Origin of the sequence: Treponema sp. OMZ 838, assembly GCF_000775995.1 — a bacterium.
In the GTDB taxonomy this organism is placed as follows: Bacteria; Spirochaetota; Spirochaetia; order Treponematales; family Treponemataceae; genus Treponema.
The window spans coordinates 1,079,271-1,104,322 of record NZ_CP009227.1; the positions used below are offsets into that span (position 1 = coordinate 1,079,271).

The following is a 25,052-nucleotide window of genomic DNA, read 5'->3' on the forward strand; positions in this document are numbered from 1 at the left end:
TGAGCTGTGAGCTGTGAGCTGTGAGCTGTGAGCTGTGAGCTGTGAGCTGTGAGCTGTGAGAATTGTACAGCCGACTATGCGCGTGTCAAGCCCCTTTTGCAAATATGCGGTATAGATGCTAGGAGCGTACAAAAAACACCCGCAGGCGTACTTGTTGTACGTCGAGGACTGTTTTTTGTGAAGCGACAACGCAGATATGCTGCATATTTGCAAAAGGCTTACGGGAGGCGGTTTTGACTGCGGATATGCGGTATGTCGGCTCGGCATGGGTAGTATTATAGGCTAAGAAGGAGTAAAAAGCAACTCCGGAGATATTAGGTTTAGAACCCTCTAAAAACTTCCGTTTTTAGAGGGTTCCCTTAGATTTCTTTTGCGATGTTTTAATGCCAAAGGTACGGAGGACGCAAAAGCGGCTATAGCGTTTCGGCTTCTGCACTGGCTGAGAGCAAACCGTAACAACCTATCTCCGTGCGCGCAACGAATTGCACACGGCAAGAAGTGCAACACCGACATCGGCGAACACCGCTGCCCATAATCCGATAATGCCCAAAGCGCCGCCTGCCAAAAAGGCGATTTTAACGACAAATGACATAACGATATTCTGCTTAACGATTTGCCGTGTAAAGCGTGCCGACTTGATTGCCTGCGGAATAAGCTGCGGATTATCGGTCATAAGCACGACATCGGCGGCTTCGATTGCGGCGTCGCTGCCGATTCCGCCCATCGCGATACCTACATCCGCGCGGGCAAGAACAGGCGCATCGTTAATCCCGTCTCCGACAAACACGCAGACAGCGTGGGCGTTGCTCTTTTTCCGATCGTCGCTGATTGCTTCAAAGCGAGCGACCTTTTCATGCGGCAAAAGTTCGCTGCTGCAGCGGTCAAGCTGCAATTCGGCGGCTATTTTTTCGCCCGTGCGTTTCGTATCGCCGGTCAGCATCTCAAGGTATCCGACGCCGGCGCTGCGCAGTTCCCGTATTGCCTGTGCGGATTGCGGTTTAATGCTGTCACTGCAAATAATACAGCCGGCATAGCGCCCGCCGTAGGAAAGGAATACCTTTGTTCCTTCGATTTGGGCGATGGAAGCAGGCTGCTTTTCCGCATCGCCGAAGATGAACAGCGCGGAACCAGCTGCAAGCTCCTGTCCGTTCCGCAGCATTTTAACACCGGAACCGGCTTTTTCCGTGTATTGCCGGAGTTCGGCTGCTTCTGTTTCAAACACAGCTGTTTTCTCTTTACCGAGCTGCCCTTGAATAGCGCCTTTTATCGCAACGGCAATCGGATGGCCGGAATGATACTCGGCGATATAGGCAAGTTCAAGCAATTCCTCCGTGCTGAATTGTTCTGCAGGAAGAATATGCTGTACCGTTAAAACACCGGCGGTCAATGTGCCGGTTTTGTCGAATACGACGCTGTCCGTTTTGGCAAGCGAGTCGATAAAATCTGCGCCTTTTATCAATATACCTTTTTTTGCTGCGCCGCCGAGTCCGCCGAAGTAGCCGAGCGGAACGGAGATAACAAAGGCGCATGGGCAGGATATAACAAGGAATACCAGTCCGCGCGAAATCCACGGAACAAAGGCGTTCCACGAAAGCGGGCTGCCGTGTACAGCCGAAAGTACAAGCGGCGGAAGGAGCGCCAGCACGACTGCACCGATCGTTACAATCGGCGTGTATACCCGCGCAAAGCTCGAAATAAGCCGCTCCGTTTTTGCCTTGCGGTCTTGCGCATGTTCCACCAACTGCAGCATTTTAGCCGCAGCAGTATTTTCCGCCGCTACGGTAGTTTTAATCACCGCAAGCCCGTCCGTATTGACGAATCCTGCAAGTACCGTACCGCCTGCTTCAATAAAACGCGGAACACTCTCTCCCGTCATCGAAGAGGTGTCAAAAGAACACGCTCCTTCGACCAGTATCCCGTCCAGAGGAACCTTTTCTCCCGGTTTTACGAGGATCAGCGTACCGACAGGAACATCTTCCGGAGCTACAATGTCAGGGTCATCGCCTTCATGATGATGCCCGCAGCAGCACTCTTCGGCATGATTATGCGTATGTTCGTGTTCATGCTCGCAATCGCATTCTTCATGTTTGTGATGATGTTCATGGCTGTGTTCGTGTCCACACTCGCAGTTTTCCGAATGGGTATGGTGATGTTCACCGTGTTCGTGCCCGCATTCGCACATCTCGGCGTGAATGTGCTCATGACTGTGATGGTGGTCATCATCTTCATGTTCATGACCGCAACAACTATGTGCATCGCCGTGCTCCGATTCGGAGTCGGCAGGATTACGGTAGAGCCGGACAAATTCAGGACGCAAATCCATCAAGTTGGTAATGGAACGGCGGGACTGCTGAACGGCAGCGGCTTGCAGCAGCTCACCTAAGTTATAAAACAGCATAACCGCAGCGCCTTCCGACCACTCTCCGAGTATGAATGCACCGAGTGTCGCAAAAGTCATCAAAAAGTTTTCGTCAAAAATAGTCCCCTTACCGATGGTCTTGAGCAAGGTTTGGATAACTTCCAGCCCCGCAGCAAGCCACGAACCGACAAAAAGCAGTGATGAAAGTGCAATGGAGTAAGAAGCGCCGCTGAACTGAACGGTCATTTTGAAAGGTTCGGAAGCAATTTTCAATACAATTCCGGCGATAAAAAACACTGCCGCTACGCTAAACCGGATAATATCGTGTTTATCCCACAAACTGTCATGATGATGTTCATCATGATTATGCGTTTCGTGTATATGATTACATGCCATACAACTACAAGCCATCTTCTCTCCTCCTTAGATCATGGCAACCGCATTAAAAATATTTTTAGCGGTTGCCTTCCTTCTGTGCGAAATTTTACTTAAAATTTCGTACATTTTTTCCGGTAAATGGGTAAATGCATCAGGTAGAGTAGATAAAACCGCGGAAAAATTGAGACTGTGAGACCATTTGAACCGCGAAGAGGTTCAACTCTGGTCGAATAGTATCAATTTTTCCGCGGGGTTATTAAAAAACAGCCTGATGCGTTTACCCTGCCCCTTCGGCTCAGCGCCCTTCCAGAATATGCTCCATGCCGACGCTGTATAAGATGCCGACATGATTGTCCTCTATAGAATAGTAGATTTGTTTTCCCACCCGCCGCGAACGCGCTATTTTTGCTTGTCTGAGGATACGCAGTTGATGAGAAATTGCCGAAGCGGATATTTCAAGTACCTCCGCAATGTCGGCAACGCACAGCTCACCCGCCATTAACGCGGATACAATCTTGATACGGGTTGAATCACCGAAGTTCTTAAAAAAATCACTCAATGCGGTCATCGTGTCCTCGTCGGGGATCTTTGAGCGTGCATGAGCCACGGCATCGGGGTTAAAATACTCCGCCGTTTCGTCAGTCATCGGTTCTTCTTGATTTTCCATTACGCTGCCTCCTTATGTATTCCGATTATCACGCCTGCCGGCCTTGGTCATTCGCTTTCTCAAAACAGCAAGGTGATTTTTTTTACCTACAAATATATGAACAGATGTTCAGATGTTTATTTGATTATAGAGGCAATAACATATACTGTCAAGAGAAAAAATACAAGGAAATCTGAGTTGATACATCGCCAATGCACACAATCTTTCCCGCGCCTTTATAAAACGTCCGGTTTCCTGTATACTGCATCTCATGCGAGTTACTACGGAAAAAATCGTATTCGGCGGGAAAGCGCTGGCACGGATAGATGGGAAAACGATATTTATCCCTTTTGCACTCCCCGATGAAGAACTCGATATTAGCGTTACGGCAAATAAGCGCGATTACAGCGAAGCGGTTATAAAAAAAATCATCACACCTTCTCCGCACCGGATTGAACCGTCCTGTCCTTATTTCGGGTACTGCGGCGGATGTAATCTGCAAATGGCGGATGACGACTTTCAACAAGTACTTCGGCAGGCAATGGTTGCAGAGCTTTTCGACAGAGCACATATTACACCGGAACGTCCGCCGGTTTTTATTACGGGACCCGCATGGGAATATCGAAATCGGTTTCAATTCCATACAGATAAAAACGGAACAATCGGGATGCACGGGTTTGCGAGCAACACGGTTGTTCCCGTACACGACTGTCCCATTGCAACACCGGCTTTGCGTACTATTCTACAACAAGGTGGGTTGCAAAAACTTTTTCCTCGCAGTACAAAAATCGCTCAAGACCGTTACCATATTTTTGCACAAGATGACGTATACAGTCCCGTTCATCCCGACGCTTCGGCACGAGTAAAAGACACTGTTTTGAACTTTAGCGTATTCGGCTTTTTTCAGTCGAATATCACAATGCTGGAAAAACTGATTGAACCGGTATCGGATATCCCCCCATGTACGCGGATACTCGATTTTTATGCCGGTGTCGGCACCTTTTCCGCTTTTTTAACGGACAAAGCTTCCGAGCTTCATTTGGTGGAACACAATGAGCGGGCGCTGCGGACAGCACAGCAAAACCTCAACCGGATTATTGCAGAAAAGAACAGCCCCTGCCGCGGCTTTTTCCATGCCGTTTCCGACGCCGATTGGCCGGACATCCCCGCCGCACAGCTTACATATAATGCTGCTATCATCGATCCGCCGCGGCAGGGCATCCACGAACGGGCGCTTACTTATCTGGGGCAAGCAAAAATACCGCGCATTCACTATGTTTCATGCAATCCCGCAACCTTTGTCCGCGATGCAAAAAAACTAACCGCATTGGGGTATCGATTTATCGAATACCATTTGTTCGACTTTTATCCGCAAACACACCACTGTGAACTTTTAGGAATTTTTATACGATGACAAAACCGAAACGCTTTTTAACATCCTTACTTACAGCAGCCTTTTCATGTATGTTTTTGCTGATTCCGACACGGTTGCTTACTGCACAAACCGCACAAACAGAACAAGCACAGTGGTCTGCGGTTATGGCGGGTGAAACACTCTGCGATCCGGTCTTACATGGAGAATATCTTTATACATTAAGCTCGGATCAAGCGCTTAACTGTATCGATTATACCGGTTCCTTTGTATGGCGGCGGAATATTGAGCGGACAATAAAACCGTTTTTAAGCGTATCAAATTCGGGAATATTGATTATTGCAGATGCGTCGAGGATGCTGCAAGCAGTTTCCGGACAGGGGATTTATCTGTGGTCGGTGCAGCTGCCGGAGCCGGCATTATATGCTCCTTACAGCACTACAGACGGCAGAATATGCGTGCTGACGAAATCCAATCTTTACTGTTTTTCCATAAAAGGGAAGCTCAAATGGCAGGTTACATTATCTTCTCCGCCGGCACGGCAATTATGCGAAACGGGAGCGGCATCATTACTGCTGACGCTTACGAACAAAGACTTTGTAACCGTTTCGCTTACCGGACAGGTGTTAAATACAAAAACACTAAAAAAAGATATTGCAGTACTCTCGGCCGCTCCCGGCGGGTATGTGATGAGCACCGGTGACGGCATCCTTACCTATTACCGCAGTACCATTTCCCAAGAAAAAAACACATCCTCACTTGTGCCGCAGGGAGAAACCGATGGGTTTGCAGTTTGGCAAACACAAGAAACAGCTCCGCTGTTTATGCAAAATTCCGGCGATGAACTGGTATGCATATATGCTGACGGCACCGTTTCGGCACGGAATATTACCTCTAACAAAATCGCTTGGACGTCAAAATTGAACAGCTGCCTCACACTTCCGTTATATTACAGCAAAACGGACGGCGAATATTACATCGCCTGCAAAAGTATAGCGGCAATTATCAGCGGAACGGGAAGCGTAAAGCGGGAACAAAAGATACTCACCTCGGCTTTTCTGCCTGTTATCACACCAAGCGGGATCCTTATTGCCGTCAATGATTGGGTGATCAACAGCTGGCGGCTGGACACAAAGATTATGCAAAGTTCTCCCCAGCGGGACGTACCGCCGCAGTATCACATTTTGAAAACACAAGAAAAAACGCAAACCTTGCCTTTCTTTGTCCCCTATGGAGATACGGGAACACTGTTATCAAGCATTGACGAAGCTGTTACCAAAGGAACAATCGGTACAAATGAAGCAGCCTACGCACTTACTCTGCAAACAATTTTAACAAACAATCAGCGGGCAGCATATTTTCCATACGATTTTACGGTATACGAACGGGCACGGGCAGCGGAATTGCTTGGACTATTGGAATCATTGGAATACCGAACCATTTTACTCGGCGAAGCATCAAAAACCTACGACCCAACTTTAGCCGTTGCAATCATCCGGGCATTAGGATTTATTGCCGCCGACCCTGACGGACATTCGATCGAATCGATACAACTGTTACTGCAACGCTGCGGAGTCCGTATTTATGAACCTGCGTATGCAGCCTGTGATGCTTTAACCGAAATTGCAAAATATGGCGATAAACAGACCGCAGGTTCAGCTGTAAAAGCATTGTTTACCATCGCGGCGGGCGCCTTTCCCGAAAATATTAAGCAGTACGCAAGACAAAAAATAAAAACTATAGTAGAATAGGATTGAACTTTGTTTTACTGAGAAGCTCTCTTCCTTCAGGATACGTCCTAATGGGTTGGAATTTCTTCGTATCATCTTCATAGAAAGGGGTTGTTCAATGAAAAGAATAGCGCTTGTATGCCTCTGTACATTTGCCTTTATGAGTATGGCTTTTGCAATAGAGGTCGATCAAAGTGAACTGAAGCAGGCCGAAAATACGCCGATTGAATTTATCAACTACACAGGGCCTCATGCCGAAATCGATACGCTGCGGGCAATCGCTGAAATCGGAGAGTCGCTTGCCGGAGCTGCTCAGCGCGGACGTGCCGGCGATACGAACCGCTACGCCGTTATCCATGCAGTTGATCCGTCGGTGAAAACCGGTCTCGATGCCGATATCATGATTATCGGAAGCGGAGCAAGAGTAGACCATATCAACAACTTACGAGTTATTATCGCCGGTTATTTACGGCGTGCTTACGGATACTCCGAAAAAGATGCAAATACGATTGCACATTTTGTAACAATTTATAACGCCGTATACCGCGGTGACATGAATATGTTCAAAAGTAAGTATAAAGCGGTTGTTGTCAAGAATTTGACTGCCGATAAAGCCGGTCTTGCCCTGCGCTATGATGAATGGCCGGGAAAGACACAGATTGTTATCCCGCTTTCCGATCAAAAATATAGCGGTACGTTAAGCGCGATCGATACGAAATCGATCTCCGATAAAAACGTCGTTAGCAAGATGCGCGAACAGGATGATAAAGATATCGCAACACGCAAAGACATGATCAACCTGAAAGAGCGCGAAAGCAGTGCTGCCCGCGACCGTGCAGATGTTGCACAGAAGGATGCCGCTGCGGCTCGGAAAGATGCCGAAACAAAACGGAATGAAGCTGCAGCCGCACAAAAAGAAGCTGACAAATCAAAAACAGCGGCGACTCAGTCAAAGCAAGATGCGGAAAAAGCCCGAAAAGATGCAGAAGCAGCAAAGAAGAAAGCGGCTCAATCCGAAAAAGATGCGGTAGCAGCGCAGAAGCAGGCTCAGAAAAACCCGAAAGATCGTAAAGCTGCTGAAGAGGCTGCAAAGAAACAACAGGAAGCAGCAAAAAATAAGCAAGAAGCAAGCAATAAAGATAAAGCTGCTGCCGAAAAAGCAAATGCAGCGAAAAAAGGCGATCAGGAAGCAGCGGCAAAACAGAAAGAAGCCGATACAAAGCAGAAAGCCGCCAATGAAGCTGCAAAAAAAGCTCAAGACAAAGAACAGGAAGCTTCTTCCGAAAAACAATTTGCCGATACAAAAGAACAAGAAGCTCAAAGCGACCGGAAGGATGTTGCTGCAGATACTCGGAAAATCATTGAAGAAAAACGAGCTGAGCGGAAAGCTCAAGATGAGGCGGCTTTTGCATCTGCATTACCCAGTGCTGTGCTGAAAGTAGTTGACTCCGGCTCCATGCTTTCCGAAGTGGTACTGCTCGACCTTAAAACAGAAAAAACACTGAAAACCTCGTCGTTGAATACCGTGCGCGGACGTGTCCTTATCGAAGGAACGGATTCGCTTATCGCGATTGCCGGTTCAAAATCCGGTAACCAGATGATTACACTTGTTGGCATTAACCCCCGCACGCTCGAAATGACTAAACAGGCAACAGTACCGGTTGCTGCACAGAGTCTTTTAATACAGGTTGATGACAGCTACTATGCGGTAATTGAACAATCAGGCAAAAATTACCTTGCACGATTCAACAATAACCTCGAAATGCAAGCAAAATCTACGGTAACCGTTCTTCCGTACACGGCGATAACCGTTACGGAAAAAGGTTTGCTCGTACAAGATACGGCAAACAAGATCCGCCTTTTGAATACGGATAACCTTGCGGAAGCGATAAAGTAAAAAGCTTTCAACCGTCAAAATAGCAAAAAGCCGATTGAACACGCCATGTGTTTAATCGGCTTTTTTAGTAATGTAGTATTTAGAATATTTGTTAAATATTTTTTAAGTATTTATTATAAAACTCGGAATAGTGATTATAAAAAGGCAAGTTCTTATTTTCAAGACATCTGCTAATGAAATCTTCAATATAGATAATGTTTATTTTTGCAGCATATTCAGGTTTACATTTTTTCATTGCACTATCGATTTCATTTTTCAAATTAATTCGTGATTTTAAAAATACAAAAGTAATTGTACCGATATCCACATGGCAGATATTACGCCAAAGCTGATATTTTTTATAAAATTCATCCTCGAAGTTATCGTTTAAATATTTTTCATTACAGATTTTTTTCAGTTGTGATAAATAATTATTTTTATATTTAGTTTGATACGCCTCTATCGGATTACCGGTATCAATTGATCCAAAATTTGATTCTGTATATTTTATTTCAAAAAAATATTTTGTATTTGAATCATTAATAAAAAAATCAAAATTTGTATATTCGCCTGAAACTTCAAATGAAGCTTCTTCTGTATGTTCAAATTCTCCTATAGCGGACAAAGAAATATTATTGTTTACGAACTGCAAACTATGGTCTTTCATTAACGGATAAAATAAATTCAAACAAAGAGCCTGTGACGAATTTAAATGCGAAAAATCTCTATGTAATTTTATCTTACTTTCAGTAATATATTTTTCTAAAGAATCTTTATATCCTGAATCAATGAGATTCAGCATTCTTTTTTCTTCTGGTAGAATATGGCGATATTTTTTCCCTCTGTAATTCATTTGTTCTGGAGTATTCAATACGGAGGCTTTGTAGTTAGATAAGTGCAAAATCAACGTACAATAATTATATTTTTTTAGTTCTTTTATAACATTCTCTTTTTTTATTTTTATATTGCAATGAATTAAATTATATTGTTTTCTGGTTAATAAAATTAAATTTTCAGGCGTATTATTGTAGCCATCGTCATTTATATGATGAATATCATAGTCATCATTCGTTCTTTTCCCTAAGAAAGCTCTTCCGATGAGTTCATAAACGTTTATGTTGTGATCAACTTCTTTATTGCTTTTAGATAACTTAAGGTAGCCATCTAACTCGTTGTCATCTTGGAGAACGATACTACCTTTATATTTTATACGACCGTAATTACTTATTTCGTAGTCATTCCACCCAAAAGTTGAACCATTTACCCATTTTTCATCATTTGCATACGTGTCTTCAGAAAAATTATATCGGTTTAAACTTATTCTTTTACTCTCAGCAAGCTGTTCTTTTGTTGGCCAATTAATTCCTCTATGAGGAGTTTTATCCCATAATTGCTCATAATACTCAACAAATTCTTCATCTGTAAGCTTATTCTTTCCCGTAAAATTAATTTTAGTTTCTAATCCTGTCTGGTTCATTTATTTTCAAGCATCTTCCGGTTTTTCAATCCTTTCCCATTCAATCGGGTTTTTCGTTTTCGTTTACTTTTTCCGGCTATACGGCGTATTTTCCAGCGGCAGCTTTGTTCTAAAAATACCGTCGCGGTTATAATACGCAAGCGCTACCGCCGGCACTGTCGGAATACTGGCAATTTCTCCGACTCCTTTTGCGCCGCATGCAAGCTCATTATCATTATGTTCGATAATATCAACCTTTATCGGCGGTACCTGAGGCGCTTTAAACAGGCCGAGCGTACCGAACTTGGCAGTCGGAACACTCTTTTGCAGCGGATAATCCTCCGTCAGCGCATACCCAAGGCTCATCACGACACCGCCTTCGATCTGCCCCTCCAGCGAAATCGGATTAAGCGCACGACCGACATCGTGTGCGGCTTCCACATACGCGAGTTTTCCTTCTTCATCCAAATCGATGAGGTGCGTTGCATAACCGTACGCAACATGACTTACCGGATGAGGCTTGTCGGAACCCAGTTTGTCCGTCGGATAGGTATATTCCGCAAAAAACTCTTTGGCGCTCAAGGCGGTAAACAGCTCGGGCAGTATATCTATGTGTTCGGAAAGGCAACCGGTTTTGCCGCGCTTTTGCAGTTCTTCTTCAAGCGCTCTTTTGACATCGGTAGCAGCCATACGAGCACTTTCACCGGTAAATACGGTCTGACGCGAGGCGGTTGTTTCTCCCGCATCGGGAGCAAACTTGGTGTCGGGTGTTTCGTAGTGTAAAAGACTGCGCGGCAGATTAAGCACCTCGCTGACAATCTGCAAGAGGATTGTTCCAACCCCCTGCCCGATACAGGCTGCGCTCGAATAAATATGTACGCCGTCTGCTTGAAGCCGCAGGGTTGTCCGGCCAAAGTCCGGGATACCGACCCCAAGTCCGGAGTTTTTAATAGCACAGGCAATACCGGCTTTCGGATGCGCATCGTAATACGGCTTTACCGCTTCGAGGGTTTGTACAAGAGCGGTTGAATCGTCGGCATACTGACCGTTTGGCAGTACTTGCCCGGGACGAATTGCGTTCCGGTAGCGGATTTCCCACGGACTGATGCCGACCTTTTCCGCTAATAGGTTTATGCACGATTCAACGGCAAAGCAGCTTTGTGTTACGCCGAATCCTCTGAATGCACCGGCCGGCGGGTTATTGGTATACCATGCACAGCCGAGTATGTCGATATCTTGATAATTATACGGCCCTGCCGCATGGGTACAGGCACGCTGTAGTACCGGCCCGCCGAGGGAGGCATAGGCGCCCGTGTCCGAATGGAGCACGGCTTTTAAGCCGGTTAGGTAGCCGTTCTCATCGCAGCCGAGTGTAAAATCCATCTCCATCGCGTGCCGCTTCGGATGGATAATCATACTCTCTTTTCTGCTTAAACTCACCTTGACGGGGCGTCCGGTCTTTAACGCAAGGATAGCCGCATGGTGTTGCACGCTCATATCTTCTTTGCCGCCGAAGCCGCCGCCGACCATCTTGGCGATAACCCGTACCTTATCAATCGGTAAGCCGGTCGCTTCCGAACATTCCCGTTTTGTTTGATATATACCTTGATCCCCCGAATAAATAATGACACCGCCTTCTCCGTCCGGCTTTGCCACCGCCGTTTCAGGCTCCAAAAAGGCATGTTCGGTCGGAGGTACGGAATAGTGGTGAGAAACGACATATTTTGAATTTTTCAGCTTTTCATCGGCATTGCCGCGTACGAGGTGTTCTTTTGAAAGAAGGTTCCCGCTTTCATGAACATGAGGCGCATCTTCCGCCATTGCTTCCGCTATAGAGCATACCGGCGCTAATTCTTCATATTCGATTTTTACCGCTTTTTTTGCAGCTGCCAAAATCTCGCGGCTTTCGGCAGCAATCAGAACGATGGCATCCCCTAAATAATGCGTCTCTTTGCCGAGGGGAATAAGCACATCCCAATCTTTTTTTAAGTGCCCGATTTTTTGCATACCGGGAAGATCTTTTGCCGTCATTACAAGATGAACGCCGGGCATCTTTTCCACATCTTCGGTATCGATAGACAATACCTTTGCCCGCGGGTATGCAGTACGTACCGCGCTTCCGTACAACATACCATCCAAATACATATCATCGGCATATTCGGCTGTACCTGCGGCTTTCGCGTATGAATCAACACGGAGCGCGCTGCTTCCTACAGCCGTTTCGGTTTTTCCTTCCGGCACAGGCGTGTTTTCTCGCAGTATCTTGGCAGCCAACAAAATAGCTTCTTCAATTTTTACATAGCCGGTACAGCGGCAAATATTATTGCGGATAGCCTGCTTTACATCCGCGGATGAAGGATTAGGATTTTCGTCTATCAACGCTTTTGCACAAATAATCATTCCTGGAATACAGAAACCGCATTGCACCGCGCCACAATGAGCGAACGCATATTGATATACGGCAAGCTCGCGTTCGGGGAACCCTTCAAGCGTTGTAATTGTCTTTCCCGCTAATTTACCGGCCACTTGAACACAGGCCTTCATCGGCTTTCCGTCTATTAAAACAGTACACGTTCCGCATGCACCTTCCATACAACCGTTTTTAACGGAAGTTAAACGTAGTGAATCGCGTAAAAAATAAATAAGTTTTTGGTTTTCTTCGGCTTCAACAATCCGGCCGTTCACGGTTAATGATACCATAGCATACTCCATCCGGAAAGATATTATGTAATTGTGGATACCCAAAACGGATACGCACAAAAGATACCTAAGGGAAGTCCCTAAAAAATTGAGATTTTTAAAGACTGTTCATCAATGAACTGACTCTACCGTATCAGTATAAGGGATAAAAATGGAAAAATCAACAATAAAAAAAGAAAATTAGGATGCCAAAAAAATAGTTTGATTTATGTGGAAAGGTGAATATTCGTACTCTGCATTGGAATACGCTAATTTGCCGTTTTTTACTATTTTGAGTACATTAAAAAAAATTACTTACATATATTGAGGTTATAGCATGGCAAAGTATGAGTTTCAAACGGAAGTTAATCAGCTGCTCCACCTGATTATCCATTCTCTGTATTCAAATAAGGAAATATTCCTGCGGGAGCTGGTGTCGAATGCCTCCGATGCGCTCGATAAGCTGAAATATCTGACCGTATCGGATGCCGCATTAAAAAATCTGCAATTCAATCCCCGTATCGATATTACGTTTAACGAAGATGCCGCAACGCCGACGCTGACTATCCGCGACACGGGTATCGGTATGAACGATGAGGACATCAAAAACAACCTCGGTACGATCGCCCGCTCCGGCACCAAGGCGTTTTTGGAGCAGCTTGCCGCGGAAGATAAAAAAGACTCCAACCTGATCGGACAATTCGGGGTCGGGTTTTATTCAGCCTTTATGGTTGCATCAAAAATCGAAGTAGTTTCGAAAAAAGCAGGCGAAAATACCGTATGGAAGTGGATTTCCGACGGCAAGGGCGAATATGAACTGGAGCAAACCGATGATTCAGCGTTCCCGCTCATCGATGATGTTCCCGAAGGGGCTAACGGAACCTGCATCACCCTGTATCTGAACAATGAAGATTCCGAATTTGCAAGCCGCTGGAAGATCGAAGACATTATCAAACGCTATTCGGATCATATCGCGTTCCCGATTTATCTCCACTATATCCACAAAGAATATGATGATAAGGGGAACGAAAAATCGCAGGCAGCAAAGAGCGAGCAGATCAACGATGCAAGCGCTCTGTGGCAAAAACCGAAGTCTGAGCTGAAAGACGAGGACTATAAGAATTTTTATAAGTCGCTTTCGCACGATTCTACAGATCCACTCCTGTACATCCACACCAAGGCGGAGGGTACGCAGGAATACACCACGCTCTTTTATGTTCCGGCAAAGGCGCCTTTTGATATGTACCATGCCGACTACAAGCCCGGCGTAAAGCTCTTTGTAAAGCGGGTATTTATCACGGAGGACGAAAAAGAATTGCTGCCGGTGTATCTGCGGTTTGTGCGCGGTATTATCGACAGTGAAGACCTGCCGCTCAATGTCAGCCGCGAAATCTTGCAGCAGAACCGCATTTTGAACAATATCCGCTCAGCATCGGTAAAAAAGCTCTTAGGCGAATTTAAAAAGCTCTCTGAAAATGATAAGGAAAAATACGAAACCTTTATCGCCGAATACAACCGTCCGTTAAAAGAAGGTTTGTACAGCGACTATGAACACCGCGACGAGCTTTTGGAACTGATCCGCTTTAGAACAACGAATGAGGAAAATACCTGGACGAGCCTTGCCGACTATGTACAGCGGATGAAGGAAGGGCAAAAGGCGATTTACTATATCACCGGCGGCGATGAAAAGGCGCTCAGACAGTCTCCGCACTTGGAAGCATACAAGGCGAAAGGCTTTGAAGTGCTGATTATGCCGGATGAAATTGACGATATCGTAATTCCCTCTGTCGGCAAGTATAAGGATTGGGAACTCAAAGCTGCAAACCGCGCCGGATCCGACGAAGAGCTGAGCACTGACGAAGAAAAGAAAGAAGCAAAGCAGAAGGAAAAGGATTTTAAGCCGATTGTTGAAAAGATTAAAAACGCGCTCGGCGATGCGGTAAAAGAGGTACGCCTTTCAAAGCGGCTTGCCGACTCTCCTTCGTGTATCGTGGTGGATGAAAACGATCCGAGCTTGCAAATGGAGCGCATGATGCGGGCAATGGGACAGCAGCTCCGCGGTGAGGTAAAGCCCATTTTGGAAATCAATGCGGAACACCCTATCCTGCAGCGGCTCAAGGATACCGATGATGAAGCGCTCATTGCCGACACCGCATTTGTGCTATTGGATCAGGCGCTGCTGCTGGAAGGCAGTACGCTCAAAGACACCGCCGACTTTATAAAACGCTTGAATAAGCTGCTTGCACGGTAAGGTAAAAAAAATCCCGATAGAAAGGCTCTCTTTCTATCGGGATTACATCGTATCTTCAATTTTTGTGTAATAAACCCCTTTTATTCATCGGTTTTTCGTGATATATTGCAGTAAAAGTCGTCGGCATTCCGTGATAGATTACACTAATAATCATTGGGATTTCGTGATTCTTAGAATATCCGTATGTATAGAAAAATAAAGATTTTAGCTGTCTTTCTATGTAATATAATCGATTAAAGAGGTTCCCTTATGGCTATAAACTGCGGTATTGTCGGACTGCCGAATGTCGGCAAGTCAACCATCTTTTCTGCATTAACCCGTGCCCCTGCGGAGGCGGCAAACTATCCGTTCTGTACTATTAACCCCAATGTCGGTATCGTCGATCTGCCTGACGAACGGCTTGCAAAGCTCTCTCAATTTTTTGAACCGAAAAAGACCATCCCCGCTGCCGTCGAGTTTGTCGATATTGCAGGACTCGTAAAGGGAGCTTCAAAGGGTGAAGGGCTCGGCAATCAGTTTCTTTCTCATATCCGTGAGGTAGGTGTTATTGCGCATGTCGTGCGCTGCTTTGATAATCCCGACATCGTTCACGTAAATAACAAAGTTGATCCCGCCTCGGATATCGAAACTATCAATATTGAACTCGCACTTGCCGACCTTGCTTCGCTGGAAAAGCGGGCGGAACGGGCGGACAAGGCAACCCGTATGGGTAAAGATATGCAGAAAGAGGCGGCGATTGCGATGAGCGCAATTGCAAAAATCAAGCCCTTGCTGCAAGACGGAAAGGGCGCCCGCAATGCCAATTTAACCGATGAAGAGCGAGCCGTGATGTACGACACGCACCTGATTACCATGAAGCCACAGCTGTATGTTTGTAATGTCGATGAAGACGGAATCAAAAACGGGAATGCGTATATCGAAACGGTTAAAAAAATCGCCGCACAGGAGGGAGCCGAAACCGTCGTTATCTGCGGAAAGTTTGAAGCGGAGCTTGCCGATATCGACGATGCGGAAGAACGTGCTGCCTTTTTGGAAGAGATCGGGCTCAAAGTTTCGGGCTTATCGGTTCTTGCCCATGCAGCGTATCATTTGATTGGACTCCGAACCTTCTTTACCGCCGGAAAAGACGAATGCCGTGCATGGACAATCCATGCCGGAGATACCGCACCCAAGGCGGCCGGCGTTATCCACACCGACTTTGAGCGAGGCTTCATTAAAGCGGAAGTCTACAGTTTTGACGACTTCCTTAAATACGGCTCTGAACAAAAAATCAAAGAAGCCGGCCGCTATCGTCAAGAAGGCAAGGAATACATCGTGCAGGATGGGGATATTATATTCTTCAAATTCAACGTCTAGCACACCTTTTGAAAATATGTGGGCATCTGCGTTGTCGCTTAACAAAAAAACAGTCCTCGACGTACAATAAGTACGCCTGCGGGTGTTTTTTGTACGCTCCTAGCATCTACCCACATCTTTTCAAAAGGCTTACGGAAAGACACCTGTAGCATTTTTTTATCCCCTTTAAAAAAAAGCGAAAATTCGGTATACTCGCCCGCATGGAATTAACTCAAGAGTTTATTGACGGCCTTACGGTAAATGAGGTCGAAATTATGAAACGAATTGCGGAAGAGCTGAACATTAGAATGCAGCAGGTTTCCGCAGTTATCACATTGGTCAACGAAGGATGCACAATTCCTTTTATTTCACGGTATCGTAAAGAAATGCACGGCTCGCTGGACGAGGTTCAGGTGCGGGATTCCGATAAATTGTTTAAATCCTATGTCAACTTGGAAACGCGGCGGCTTGAGATTGTGCGGGGTGTGTTTGCAGCGGGAAAGCTGACTGAGCTGCTCTATGACAACATTATGAAGGCATCAACGCTGGCAGAGCTTGAAGATATTTGGGCACCCTTCAAAAAGAAGAAAAAGACTCGCGGTATGCTGGCTGTTGAACGCGGCTTGCAGGGCTTAGCGGATTTAATGAAAGAATTGGAAGAAGCGGAGCTTGTAAAACGGGCACAGGACTTTGTTAAAACCGATTGCGAAGACGAAACGTTGAATGTGCCGACGGTAGAGGATGCGCTTGCGGGAGCTTCCGATATTATTGCCGAAGAAACAGCGCAGGATACTGAAAACCGGAAAGCGGTACATGACTTCTTTATGGCGACCGGTCTTTTTGAGGTGAAGGGTATCGGTGATGAAGAAGCGCAGAAAACCTCCGTGTATCAGATGTACTGGGATTATTCCGAAGCGCTGAATCAGATTAAACCGCATCGGGTGCTTGCTATCAACCGCGGAGAGCGTGAAGGTATTTTGGAAGTAAAAATCAATGTTGATGTAGACGAAGCGGTTGCGCGGGTACAGAGCCGTTCGGTACAGCACAACAAATACCACAGTGAAGCGATTGCAGACGGCATTGTCCGGCTGCTCAGTCCTGCGGTACTGCGCGAAATCCGCAGCAACTTAGGCGAAGACGCCGACACCCACGGCATTACTATTTTTAGCGAAAACTTAAAACATCTTTTGATGACGCAGCCGATTAAGGGAACCCGCGTACTCGGCGTAGACCCCGGTATTAGAACCGGCACCAAATGCGCTGCCTTAGACGAAACGGGCAAGTACCTCGGCTCTTTTGTTATTTATCAGCATAAGGCAGAGGAAGCAAAAGCCGCGCTGCTCAAGGCGGTAAAAGACTATAAGGTACAGCTCATCGCAGTGGGCAACGGGACAGGCTCTCACGAGGTACAAGAAATTGTGTCCGATGTGATTAAAATGCATTGCCCCGAAGTACTGTTTACGGTAGTTGATGAGGACGGCGCCTCTGTGTATTCCGCAGGAGATGTGGCGCGCGAAGAGTTCCCCGACTTGGATTTGACCATCCGCGGTGCTATCTCCATCGGGCGGCGCTTGCAGGATCCCCTTGCCGAACTCGTCAAAATCGATCCCAAGTCTATCGGTGTTGGGCTCTATCAGCATGACTTAAACCAGAAAAAGCTTTCAGAAGAGCTGGATGCGGTTGTCGGTTCGGTAGTAAACAATGTCGGTGTTAATTTGAATACCGCAAGTGCCTCGCTGCTCAAATACGTGTCCGGTATTACGAGCGGATTGGCGAAAAAAATTGTCAGCCACCGCGAAAAAACCGGCATCTTTACCGACCGGGAGCAACTTCATAACGTGAGCGGTTTAGGGCCTAAGACCTTTGAACAATGCGCCGGTTTTTTAAAGATACCGGAGAGCGCCAATCCGCTGGATAACTCGTGGGTACACCCCGAAAACTATCCTGCAGCGGAGGTTATCTATCAGATTGTACGCAAAAACGAACCGGTAACCAAAGAGGTGCGCACGGAGCTGCAGGAAAAATATCAGCTCGGCGAGCAAACAGTCAGCGACATTATCGAAGAGCTGAAAAAACCGAACCGTGACCCTCGTGAGGACTGCCCCAAGCCGATTATGCAGCAGGGCGTTCTCTTGTTTGAAGACCTGAAACTCGGCATGACCGTTAAGGGCAAGATCAAAAACGTTGTGGACTTCGGCGCCTTTGTTGACCTCGGTATTAAGGAAACCGCCCTGCTGCACATCTCCGAGATGAGCGACAGCTTTGTTTCCGACCCGCTTGAGGCGGTAAAAGTCGGCGATATTGTCGAATGCCGGATTATTGCACTCGACGAAGCGCGCCGCCGCATCTCACTCAGCCGGAAAAGCGAAAGCGGGGTACAGGGGAAGCTGACCGCAAAGCAAAAGGCGGAAGTAAAAAAGATTACCGTAAAAACCAAGGACGGAAAAACCGTTGCGGTTAAGACTAGCAGCGGCGCCCCTGCCGTACAGGGTGAAAAACACCTGAGCCACCGCGGAGAGCGGCAGCCCGCAGTCCGGTCAGAACGGCGTGTTGCAGAAGCCCGCCCGCGGAAGGACGATGACGGCACAAAGTACAATCCTTTTGCAGCGTTCTTTAATAAGAAGTAAGGCAGCCCATTCCAATCAACACCTCCAGTACAGAGCATCGGGGGTGTTGATTCTTTAGGAGCCGTTTTTCCGGTCTTCTACATCTTTATATACTTCCATATTTTCCCTTTCCCCGATGCCCCAAACTTCTATAATTTCTACTTTTTCGGGGGTCAGAAGTCGATAAACGATCCGAACACTTTTTCCACAGGCATAAAGTTTATAAAAACCTGTCAAATCCATATTAGCTTTATTACCTAACGGAAAACCAAGAAAGGGGTTTTTATCAAGTTTTATAAATTTCTTATCTACCTCAATTTTGATACTGCCATCCAAATTGTTATATTCTTCAGCAGCCTCCGGAATTAATTGGATTTTTTCGAATTTGTCTTTTTTTTCTTCCCATTTTTCTGCCATTATTTATTCCGCAAAGATGATAAGCTGACTGTCTTTGAAGCGTCATAATGACTTAGCCTGTCTTGAACCATCGAAAAAATTTCTTTATGTTCTTCAAGTTCTTCCAGTTCGGAAAGTTTTTCATAACGGTCGAACGGAATCATAACCGCTTCCATAATGTTGTTTTTCATGATGAAAACCGGCTGTTTGTCCTCAGAAATCTTTCTGACAGTCTGCGTAAGAGTTTTCTGCAACTGGGTTATAGGCATAATTTGAGTAGTTTCCACTAACATTTCATCACCTCTTAAATATATAATAATATATATTTTTCTATATAGTCAAGTTATCCATGACAACAACCAATTAAAAAAACCGTACTTGCTTAAAAGGATAAAAGTTTCTATAATTATAAACTGTCATTTTTTTACAAAATGGTTAGGAGTAAAATATGGAAACTCGAAGCCGTTATGCTCCGTCTCCGACAGGATTACAGCACATTGGCGGAGTACGTACTGCATTATTTAATTATCTTTTTTCCCGCGCTACCGGCGGAAAATTCATCTTGCGTATAGAAGACACCGATCAAACCCGCTATGCTGCCGAATACGAAACAAATCTTTACGATACCCTTGACTGGCTTGGAATGGACTGGGATGAAGGCGGCCCGCGCGGAGGCCCTTATGCCCCCTATATTCAATCGCAACGTTCCGAATTATACCGCGAGTACGCCGATAAGCTGGTAAAAAGCGGCCATGCTTATTATTGCTTTTGCGATGAAGAACGGCTCGAACGCATAAGAAAAATCCAGACCATGAATAAGATGCCTCCGGGCTATGACCGGCACTGCCGCAATTTAACGCAGGAAGAAATCGATGCGAATATCGCAGCGGGAAAACCCTATGTTATCCGCCTTAAGGTGCCGCTTGAAGGAACAACAGTGTTCCACGATGTGCTCCTCGGTACAATCGAGTGGAAAAACGAAGACATCAACCCTGACCCTATCTTGCTGAAAAGCGACGGCTTCCCCACCTATCACTTGGCAAACGTTGTCGATGATCACTTAATGAAGATTACACATGTCATGCGTGCCCAAGAATGGATTCCCTCTACCCCGATGCATGTCATTATGTATAAGGCATTCGGGTGGGATCATCCTGATTTTTGCCATTTGCCGATGGTAATGGGAAATGACGGACACAAACTTTCCAAGCGGCACGGCGCGACCAGCTGTAATGAATTCCGCAACAACGGCTATTTAAAAGAAGCGATTATCAACTATGTTGCGATGCTCGGTTGTTCTTACGAAGAAGGCCGAGATATGTTCTCACTCCAGGAATTGGGAGAACGCTTTAATCCCGAACACATCAATAAAGCCCCTGCAATCTTCGACTATAAAAAACTGGAATGGTTTAACGGACAGTATATGCGGCTTAAAACCGATGAAGAACTCTTTGAGTTGACATGGCCGTTCATTGCGAACTCCGGAATCTTCGGTGAGCAAGATCAAGCAGCGCGTGAAGCAGCCGGATTACGTTTTGCCGACCAGACTCTGCTTAAACCTACCGATGAACAAAAGGCAATGCTGATGAAGGTGATGCCGCTCATTAAAGAACGCCTCCACTTTTTGACGGAAGCCCCGCAAATGGTGCGGTTCCTCTTTGAAGAACCGACTGTGCCGCCTGCAGAAGAGATTATCCCCAAGAAACTGGATGCGGAGAAAACGAAGGCGGTACTCGAAAAAGCAAAGATCGTTCTGCCTTCGATTGCAAACCTTGACGAGCACGCGGCAAGCGAGGTGTTCCGTGCGGAGGCAGAGGCAATGGGCGTTAAATTGGGCGACTTTATGATGCCGATGCGTATGGCCGTTACGGGCAGCCGCGTAAGTCCGCCGCTGGTCGGTTCGATACAGATCTTAGGTATAGACCGCTCTATTGCCCGTATCGAAAAAACAATCAAGGAACGCTTTGCATAGCAGTCAGCGACACTTTGCATAACTAAAAAAGGAGCTTACAGTATGGAAGATCACGCAATTTCAATGGAAAAAATTGTCAGCCTGTGCAAGAGGCGCGGTTTTGTGTTTCAGTCTTCTGAAATTTACGGAGGGCAAAACGGGGCATGGGATTACGGCCCGCTCGGGATTGAATTAAAAAACAACATCGCCCGCGCATGGTGGAAGGAAATGACCCAGCTGCACAACTCAATTGTCGGTATCGATGCAGCTATTTTGATGCACCCACGTGTGTGGGAGGCTTCCGGGCATGTGGAGAACTTTACCGATCCGTTGGTTGACTGCAAAAAATGTAAAGCACGCTTCCGTGCCGATCAGATTGATCAGGACAAGTTAGCTAAAAAAGAATGCCCCGACTGCGGCGGTGAACTCACCGATGTACGGAAGTTCAACCTGATGTTTAAAACCCATATCGGACCGACGGACGATAACAGCAATCTCATCTACTTACGCCCCGAAACCGCACAGGGTATCTATGTGAACTATAAAAACGTTGCGCAGTCCAACCGGATGAAAATTCCCTTCGGTATTGCGCAAATCGGAAAGGCATTCCGGAACGAGATTGTAACGAAAAACTTTATCTTCCGTACCTGCGAATTTGAGCAGATGGAAATGCAGTTTTTTGTAAAGCCGGGTACCGACGACGAGTGGTTCAACTACTGGCGTGAACAGCGGTGGGCGTTCTACAAAAAGCACGGTGTCCGCATGGATAAACTACGCTGGCATCAGCATGGCCCGGATGAGCTTGCTCACTATGCAAAAGACGCCTACGATATCGAATACGAATTCCCGATGGGCTTTAAAGAGCTTGAAGGTGTGCACAACCGGACAAATTTTGACCTGACCCGCCATACCGAATATTCCGGTAAGGATATGCAGTATATCGATCAGGATAACGGCAACGAGCGGTATATTCCGTACATCATCGAAACCTCAGCCGGTTTAACCCGCAACCTTTTGATGTTCCTCTGCGATGCGTACGAAGAGCAAAAAGTTGCCGACAAAGGCAACGATGATGATTGGCGAACCGTGTTACATTTTCATCCGGTTATTGCGCCGATTACCGTAGCGGTGCTGCCTTTGATGAAAAAAGACGGACTTGCGGAATTGGCACAGGATATTCAAGCGGAATTGCGCGAAGACTTCCGCACAGACTACGACCAATCCGGCGCAATCGGTAAACGATACCGCCGCCAAGATGAAGCGGGAACTCCGTTCTGTGTTACCGTCGATTATGACAGCAAAGAAGACGGAACCGTAACCTTACGCTTCCGCGATTCTATGGAGCAGGTTCGCATTCCCCGCACAGAACTTGCAAACCGCATCAGAACCGAAATAAAAAATTACACAAGGGCGTAGGCGATATTTTCCCGTATAATACAGATAGCACAACATAAACAGCGACACGAGTGTTATACGGGACGCAATACTCTCTTACGCGGAGTTTTCTATGGCTAAAAAATATTTATATAGTGCAGAAGATCAATCTATTCTATCGCCGATATTATATAAGTTTTTCGTTAATCCTTTGGTAGAAATTTTACCTTATCGTGTACCGGCAAATTTTATTACATTTTCATCCTTTCTTTGTATTATTACTGCTTTTTGTGTCGCAGTACATGGGTACTATGTCGGAAGGTACGACCACTGGTGGCTTATTCCATTACTTGCACTGATGTATTTGACCGGCGATTGTGCCGATGGAAAACAAGCTCGAAAAACAGGAACCGGTTCACCGCTTGGTGAATATTTTGACCATTTTTTAGACTGTTTTGTGACCGGTCTTTTAATGAGTATTCTGATGATATCTTTCAAGATAACAAAACCGGCTCTTATTACAATAGGCTTCTTTAATTTATATGCAGGGCAGATTGGAAGTTTCTGGGAACGCTATAAGCGGCGGGTAATGTTTTTTGGAAAAATCGGATCCAATGAAGGAATTGTTGCTATCGGGTTGACATCGTGGCTTATGTCAATACCGTCGATTCACGCAGCAGCAGATACAGTTCTTATTTTGAATATAACAGGCGGAGAAGCTCTGCTGATCACTATTATGTCGGGAACAGCCATCTCCGCAATTCATTCAATCATCCGATCTCATGCAATTTCTATCCGTCTCATTGCGCATTTAATACTATCGTTTGCCGTTACCTATACCGCTGCCTGTCTCTTTGGGAAGAACAATATGGTGTATATCACAGGTGTGGTAAGTTTCTATAATGTATTTTTCCTTTCTTCACTTTTAGCAGCAACAAACCTTGACAGCCGTGAGTGCTTACCGGACATTATCATCCCTCTTTCATTCATATTATTCTTTTTGATCCCGAATTATACTTCACTTATTCAACATGTACAAATTGTATATTTGGTAGTGCGGGTTGCGATAAAGTTTATCTCGTTTGTCAGAATAAACCGGCAGTATTGGTATTGGATTAATCCGCCGCCGCCGGATGAAGGTCTTTCATCAACGCGGTAATCCGATCGGGGTAGTCGGTAATAAGACTGTCTACCCCCATTTCAATCAGCTGCCGGTAATCGCACTGAATACTGCCGAACCACGGATTGACACGGATACCAGCCCGGTGCAAAGCCCCAACCAGTTCGGGCGTTACACAATAAGCTGATGGGTGATAACATTCGATACCGAGGTTCTGCACATACTGCTCAGGATGAATTTGCCAACTGTCTACCAATAGTCCGCAAACAACCGATGCATCGAGCTTCTTCATCCGTAGTACACTTTCGTGATTAAAAGACGACACAATACAGCGGCTGATCAGTTTGTACTCCTTCATCAGCTGATATACAACTTCTTCAATTCCTTCATAAACAAAAACGCCGGTTTTTAATTCAATATTTGAAATAATATTCGGCTGTGTTGCAATATATTCAAAGTATTCCCGCAATGAAGGAATGGATGCAAAATCTATCGTTTCAGGATGCGGCTTTGCGGCATTCAACGCTTTTAACTCATGGTATGTTTTCTGTCCGACCAACCCCGTACCGTCAGTCGTGCGGTCAACCGTTTCATCGTGAATAATAACAGCCTCGCCATCTTTTGAAAGATGCACATCAAACTCTATCCCGTCGCACCCGGCTTCTACTGCTTTCCGAAAGGCAAGCATGGTGTTTTCAGGGTACCGGCTGCGGAATCCCCTGTGCGCAATATTAAGCATTGTTTTTTCCATCATGACGGGATTATAGCACAGAGGAGGCAATGATGTACACGTAAGATTTTTCCAATCACAGATTTATCACAGACTTAACCATCCGTTGCACTTCCCTGTGAAGTTTGTATAGGAATTTGTTCACCTAAATAACGGGGAGCGGCTTTAATCAGAATTGCACCGACTGCTTTTATCCGTGCAAAAAATTCCCGTATCTGACGGCGTTTTTCTCCGTAGATAAACCGCCGGTCGCTCGCAACTCCGTATGCCTCAAGACCCAAACAGCGTGCAATATAGAGAGCCCGATATAAATGATACTGCTGCGTTACAATCACCACTTTTTTTGCACAAAAAATATCCCGCGCTCGGTAACAGCTATCGTACGTAGAAAAACCGGCATGATCCGTAAACACACAATCAGCCGGAACACTTCTTTCTACTGCATACTGTTTCATTGCTTTTACTTCATCATAGCTTTTTGTACCATGATCACCACTCATCAGAATCGCCGGAGAAATACCGGCACGGTACAAATCGATACCGGTTATAATTCTATCTTCTAGGATATGGCTCGGCTGTCCGTTGCGCCAAACACGCGCACCTAACACTAAAATGCAATCAGATTTCGAGAGGCACTCATCATCAGCATTTTTGACATATTGTTTTGCAAAGCGAACCATATCGTAATTGATCCAAAGCGCGACAAAAATAAACGCACCACATACGATAACTATTTTTTTCATAAAACTTCTGCGTGTTGATATCTTCATAGTATCTTCCCATCAATTTTAAC

At 45.8% G+C, this 25,052-nt stretch carries 17 protein-coding genes; 9 read left to right on the forward strand and 8 right to left on the reverse strand.

From position 1 onward, the window contains the following. Positions 1–460 precede the first annotated feature (460 nt). Both QI63_RS04805 and QI63_RS04810 read right to left on the reverse strand, forming a co-directional pair. The gene (locus tag QI63_RS04805) at positions 461–2,770 is read right to left on the reverse strand and encodes a heavy metal translocating P-type ATPase (protein WP_044014359.1); all 2,310 of its coding nucleotides are present in this window, start codon (positions 2,768–2,770) and stop codon (positions 461–463) included. Positions 2,771–3,032: 262 nt separating this feature from the next. Continuing rightward, complete coding sequence (locus QI63_RS04810; RefSeq protein WP_044014361.1) at positions 3,033–3,404, reverse strand: ArsR/SmtB family transcription factor; 372 nt, start codon at positions 3,402–3,404, stop codon at positions 3,033–3,035. Between the two features lie 250 nt (positions 3,405–3,654). Here QI63_RS04810 and QI63_RS04815 point away from each other — a divergent pair, with 250 nt between their 5' ends. The 3 genes from QI63_RS04815 to QI63_RS04825 all read left to right on the forward strand — a co-directional run bounded on the left by QI63_RS04815 (position 3,655) and on the right by QI63_RS04825 (position 8,382). After that, positions 3,655–4,797, forward strand: coding sequence for a class I SAM-dependent RNA methyltransferase (locus QI63_RS04815; protein WP_044014363.1), 1,143 nt, complete (start codon positions 3,655–3,657; stop codon positions 4,795–4,797). Then, positions 4,794–6,506 (forward strand): outer membrane protein assembly factor BamB family protein, encoded by a 1,713-nt coding sequence (locus tag QI63_RS04820; RefSeq protein WP_044014365.1) that lies wholly within the window; start codon positions 4,794–4,796, stop codon positions 6,504–6,506. Before QI63_RS04815 ends, QI63_RS04820 begins: the two co-directional genes overlap by 4 nt. A gap of 97 nt (positions 6,507–6,603) precedes the next feature. Further along, positions 6,604–8,382: a P83/100 family protein gene (locus tag QI63_RS04825; protein ID WP_044014367.1), complete on the forward strand. Its 1,779-nt coding sequence runs from the start codon at positions 6,604–6,606 to the stop codon at positions 8,380–8,382. 91 nt (positions 8,383–8,473) lie between these two features. Here the strand turns inward: QI63_RS04825 and QI63_RS04830 are convergent, their stop codons facing one another. Together QI63_RS04830 and xdh are read right to left on the reverse strand one after the other, a co-directional pair. After that, a complete protein-coding gene (locus QI63_RS04830) occupies positions 8,474–9,838 on the reverse strand; it encodes a PGN_0703 family putative restriction endonuclease (protein WP_044014369.1) in 1,365 nt (454 codons plus the stop codon). A 63-nt stretch (positions 9,839–9,901) separates the two neighbouring features. Next, positions 9,902–12,517 carry a selenium-dependent xanthine dehydrogenase gene (gene xdh, locus QI63_RS04835; protein ID WP_044014371.1) on the reverse strand — a complete coding sequence of 872 codons (2,616 nt, stop codon included), beginning with the start codon at positions 12,515–12,517 and terminating at the stop codon, positions 9,902–9,904. A gap of 316 nt (positions 12,518–12,833) precedes the next feature. Between xdh and htpG the strand changes: the two genes are divergently transcribed. The 3 genes from htpG (at position 12,834) to QI63_RS04850 (ending at position 18,709) form a co-directional block, all read left to right on the forward strand. Then, complete coding sequence (htpG, locus tag QI63_RS04840) at positions 12,834–14,747, forward strand: molecular chaperone HtpG (RefSeq protein WP_044014373.1); 1,914 nt, start codon at positions 12,834–12,836, stop codon at positions 14,745–14,747. A gap of 249 nt (positions 14,748–14,996) precedes the next feature. Beyond that, positions 14,997–16,103, forward strand: a complete 1,107-nt coding sequence (gene ychF, locus QI63_RS04845; RefSeq protein ID WP_044014374.1) for a redox-regulated ATPase YchF — start codon at positions 14,997–14,999, stop codon at positions 16,101–16,103. Between the two features lie 200 nt (positions 16,104–16,303). Next, positions 16,304–18,709, forward strand: coding sequence for a helix-hairpin-helix domain-containing protein (locus QI63_RS04850; protein WP_044014376.1), 2,406 nt, complete (start codon positions 16,304–16,306; stop codon positions 18,707–18,709). A gap of 54 nt (positions 18,710–18,763) precedes the next feature. On the opposite strand, the gene QI63_RS04855 is transcribed toward QI63_RS04850, so the two are convergent. Both QI63_RS04855 and QI63_RS04860 read right to left on the reverse strand, forming a co-directional pair. Next, positions 18,764–19,105, reverse strand: a complete 342-nt coding sequence (locus QI63_RS04855) for a type II toxin-antitoxin system RelE family toxin (RefSeq protein ID WP_052185483.1) — start codon at positions 19,103–19,105, stop codon at positions 18,764–18,766. Then, positions 19,105–19,353 (reverse strand): type II toxin-antitoxin system Phd/YefM family antitoxin, encoded by a 249-nt coding sequence (locus QI63_RS04860; protein ID WP_235619786.1) that lies wholly within the window; start codon positions 19,351–19,353, stop codon positions 19,105–19,107. Before QI63_RS04860 ends, QI63_RS04855 begins: the two co-directional genes overlap by 1 nt. Before the next feature lie 179 nt (positions 19,354–19,532). Here QI63_RS04860 and gltX point away from each other — a divergent pair, with 179 nt between their 5' ends. The 3 genes from gltX to QI63_RS04875 all read left to right on the forward strand — a co-directional run bounded on the left by gltX (position 19,533) and on the right by QI63_RS04875 (position 23,568). Beyond that, positions 19,533–21,056: a glutamate--tRNA ligase gene (gene gltX / locus QI63_RS04865; protein WP_044014380.1), complete on the forward strand. Its 1,524-nt coding sequence runs from the start codon at positions 19,533–19,535 to the stop codon at positions 21,054–21,056. Positions 21,057–21,098: 42 nt separating this feature from the next. After that, a complete protein-coding gene (locus tag QI63_RS04870) occupies positions 21,099–22,451 on the forward strand; it encodes a glycine--tRNA ligase (protein WP_044014383.1) in 1,353 nt (450 codons plus the stop codon). A 91-nt stretch (positions 22,452–22,542) separates the two neighbouring features. Continuing rightward, on the forward strand, positions 22,543–23,568 hold the full coding sequence (locus tag QI63_RS04875; protein ID WP_044014384.1) for a CDP-alcohol phosphatidyltransferase family protein: 1,026 nt from the start codon (positions 22,543–22,545) through the stop codon (positions 23,566–23,568). Here QI63_RS04875 and QI63_RS04880 read toward each other — a convergent pair. Then, positions 23,525–24,283: a glycerophosphodiester phosphodiesterase gene (locus QI63_RS04880; protein WP_081984405.1), complete on the reverse strand. Its 759-nt coding sequence runs from the start codon at positions 24,281–24,283 to the stop codon at positions 23,525–23,527. The two genes, QI63_RS04875 and QI63_RS04880, sit on opposite strands and share 44 nt — an antisense overlap. 71 nt (positions 24,284–24,354) lie before the next feature. Next, positions 24,355–25,029, reverse strand: a complete 675-nt coding sequence (locus tag QI63_RS04885) for a SanA/YdcF family protein (protein WP_044014386.1) — start codon at positions 25,027–25,029, stop codon at positions 24,355–24,357. Positions 25,030–25,052: the final 23 nt, after the last annotated feature.

Coding starts and splice junctions, on each gene's coding strand:
- QI63_RS04805 (WP_044014359.1), bottom strand. CDS start 2,770: ATGGCTTGTAGTTGTATGGCATGTAATCATATACACGAAACGCATAAT.
- QI63_RS04810 (WP_044014361.1), bottom strand. CDS start 3,404: ATGGAAAATCAAGAAGAACCGATGACTGACGAAACGGCGGAGTATTTT.
- QI63_RS04815 (WP_044014363.1), top strand. CDS start 3,655: ATGCGAGTTACTACGGAAAAAATCGTATTCGGCGGGAAAGCGCTGGCA.
- QI63_RS04820 (WP_044014365.1), top strand. CDS start 4,794: ATGACAAAACCGAAACGCTTTTTAACATCCTTACTTACAGCAGCCTTT.
- QI63_RS04825 (WP_044014367.1), top strand. CDS start 6,604: ATGAAAAGAATAGCGCTTGTATGCCTCTGTACATTTGCCTTTATGAGT.
- QI63_RS04830 (WP_044014369.1), bottom strand. CDS start 9,838: ATGAACCAGACAGGATTAGAAACTAAAATTAATTTTACGGGAAAGAAT.
- xdh (WP_044014371.1), bottom strand. CDS start 12,517: ATGGTATCATTAACCGTGAACGGCCGGATTGTTGAAGCCGAAGAAAAC.
- htpG (WP_044014373.1), top strand. CDS start 12,834: ATGGCAAAGTATGAGTTTCAAACGGAAGTTAATCAGCTGCTCCACCTG.
- ychF (WP_044014374.1), top strand. CDS start 14,997: ATGGCTATAAACTGCGGTATTGTCGGACTGCCGAATGTCGGCAAGTCA.
- QI63_RS04850 (WP_044014376.1), top strand. CDS start 16,304: ATGGAATTAACTCAAGAGTTTATTGACGGCCTTACGGTAAATGAGGTC.
- QI63_RS04855 (WP_052185483.1), bottom strand. CDS start 19,105: ATGGCAGAAAAATGGGAAGAAAAAAAAGACAAATTCGAAAAAATCCAA.
- QI63_RS04860 (WP_235619786.1), bottom strand. CDS start 19,353: ATGCCTATAACCCAGTTGCAGAAAACTCTTACGCAGACTGTCAGAAAG.
- gltX (WP_044014380.1), top strand. CDS start 19,533: ATGGAAACTCGAAGCCGTTATGCTCCGTCTCCGACAGGATTACAGCAC.
- QI63_RS04870 (WP_044014383.1), top strand. CDS start 21,099: ATGGAAGATCACGCAATTTCAATGGAAAAAATTGTCAGCCTGTGCAAG.
- QI63_RS04875 (WP_044014384.1), top strand. CDS start 22,543: ATGGCTAAAAAATATTTATATAGTGCAGAAGATCAATCTATTCTATCG.
- QI63_RS04880 (WP_081984405.1), bottom strand. CDS start 24,283: ATGATGGAAAAAACAATGCTTAATATTGCGCACAGGGGATTCCGCAGC.
- QI63_RS04885 (WP_044014386.1), bottom strand. CDS start 25,029: ATGAAGATATCAACACGCAGAAGTTTTATGAAAAAAATAGTTATCGTA.